The organism is Oceanisphaera litoralis (genome assembly GCF_016907015.1).
Lineage (GTDB): Bacteria > Pseudomonadota > Gammaproteobacteria > Enterobacterales > Aeromonadaceae > Oceanimonas > Oceanimonas litoralis.
The window spans coordinates 1-1,874 of sequence record NZ_JAFBBE010000050.1 but is presented as its reverse complement, the minus strand read 5'-3'; the positions used below and the strand labels follow the sequence as shown (position 1 = coordinate 1,874).

The following is a 1,874-nucleotide window of genomic DNA, read 5'->3' as shown; positions in this document are numbered from 1 at the left end:
ATGGCGAACAAACGAAAGCTGTGCTGCCTGAATGACGATTATTTATTCGAATCCATGGGGCTGTTTAAATTGTGAACGCTGATGCGTCAGCCCTGGGCTGCTGCATGGGCGGCGGTTGCGGGGGCAATAAATGCGTCAACTGCAGCCTACAATACCTCGACAACCTACAATTCAGGAAATACCTATGGGTCTTACAATAGTAACAGCTATGGGAACTACGGATATAAACCTTATTCAGTAAATACTTATGGAAACTACTCTGGATCGTATAGTGGTGTATCTACTACTACAATCTATGATCCAGCCAAGGCGCAAGCACTTGCTAATCAAAATAGCCAAAATTTTAGAAGCAGCCTAGATTCAATAGCTGCAAGAGTGCAAAATAAACGTCAAATTATTGAGCAACTTGTCATGAAAGCTCAAACAATTCCTCCAGGGAATGGTCATGGCGGATTAATCGTTACAGATACTCGCAAACTAAACCACAAGATTGAAGGCGATTTTGAGGTGGTAGTTAAGGTCGGTAATGAGGAGCATATTTTTGTTGTTAACAGATCTTTTTATAATCAGAAAAAATAACCATTTATAACAATCACATGAACTCGGACAGCAAAATCGCTGCTCCTTCATCACTCCGCATTTTGCTACTGGTTATGTGGGTCACGGGGTCAGGGTCACCATTATATACAGCTCATCAGTGATAACTTGTTTATTATCATCATCTTAAAAGAAAAGGTGAGCTAACTCAATGAAAGATATATGCGCATGCGCAATATTAAAATGTTAGGAGAGCATAATAATTAGGAGTTTAAGTATAATGGATTCATTCAAGAAAAATCTAGAACAGAAATCTTTTGATGTTGAACATGCACTGAGTATGTATGCAAATAGCTTTTGTACGTTGCCTGCTGAATATATTTACGAAAAAGAAATATTGAAAGAGTATGAGGATGTTATAAAACGCTGTCATATATACATGATCGGCTACCTTTCGAAAGCTGCTCTTGTTGATATTAAACAGGATCAACGGAAGCTAAAAGTTGAATGCAATGTAGCAGGAGAAACAAAAATAATAGAGTTAGAAATGCCGGACAACTATACACTTTATTTCGATGATGAGTCAGGGTATTACGTCAAAGATAAAGGAGGTAATAAGCGCCTAACACCTAAAGAGTACATTAATAGTTTATTATCCAAACATCTTGAATTTGATGTTAGGTATATTGGCCAAGCATACGGAAAAGATGGAAATAGGAATGCATTAGATAGACTTCTAAAGCATGAAACGTTACAAAAAATAGCTTTACTTCCTAAACCAGACAATACAACGCTATCGTTACTACTTCTTGAGGTTGAACCTAACAATAAATTAGTTACGGCGATGAATCCATTTGCAAAAAATAAAAACAACTATGGCCTCAGAATAAAAGTAGGGTTAGACAAATTATTTAATACAACTGAACAGGAAAGAATATCTTTATTCGAAGCTGCATTAATACGTTACTTTCACCCTCAATTTAACAAAGAATTTAAAGATAGTTTTCCTTCGACTAATTTAAAAGTACTACAAGATTGCTATAAAAAAGATTTTTCAGCTGTTTTCGCTGAAATCTTTATTGATGAACTACCTTTCAAACTAAGATCTGAAAAAATAGGTGTTTCACACTATCATTGTGCTAAGCACAATCTGCACATAGAAAAAGAAAGAGAAGCATTCTTTTACAGTGATTCGTAAATATTCACCTAACATGCCAAGCAAATAGGATGTGCTGACGTATGCCTTACGAATCCCCTCATTTTTATTGTTCAAATAATACCGAAGATCCGCTTGTATAAGCGGTGCTGAGACAGGTAGTAAGAAAACTTCGCCATCA

Annotated in this window: 2 protein-coding genes; both read left to right on the top strand. The window is 36.3% G+C overall.

Going from position 1 to position 1,874, the window contains the following annotated elements; all coding sequences use genetic code 11:
- The first annotated feature begins 81 nt into the window (after nt 1-81).
- Nucleotides 82-579: a hypothetical protein gene (locus tag HNR62_RS16005; protein WP_204797079.1), complete on the top strand. Its 498-nt coding sequence runs from the start codon at nt 82-84 to the stop codon at nt 577-579.
- 238 nt (nt 580-817) lie between these two features.
- The gene (locus tag HNR62_RS16000; protein WP_204797078.1) at nt 818-1,735 is read left to right on the top strand and encodes a hypothetical protein; all 918 of its coding nucleotides are present in this window, start codon (nt 818-820) and stop codon (nt 1,733-1,735) included.
- Nucleotides 1,736-1,874: the final 139 nt, after the last annotated feature.

Excerpts from the sequence above, each read along its gene's own strand:
- HNR62_RS16000 (WP_204797078.1), top strand. The coding sequence starts at position 818 with ATGGATTCATTCAAGAAAAATCTAGAACAGAAATCTTTTGATGTTGAA.
- HNR62_RS16005 (WP_204797079.1), top strand. The coding sequence starts at position 82 with ATGCGTCAGCCCTGGGCTGCTGCATGGGCGGCGGTTGCGGGGGCAATA.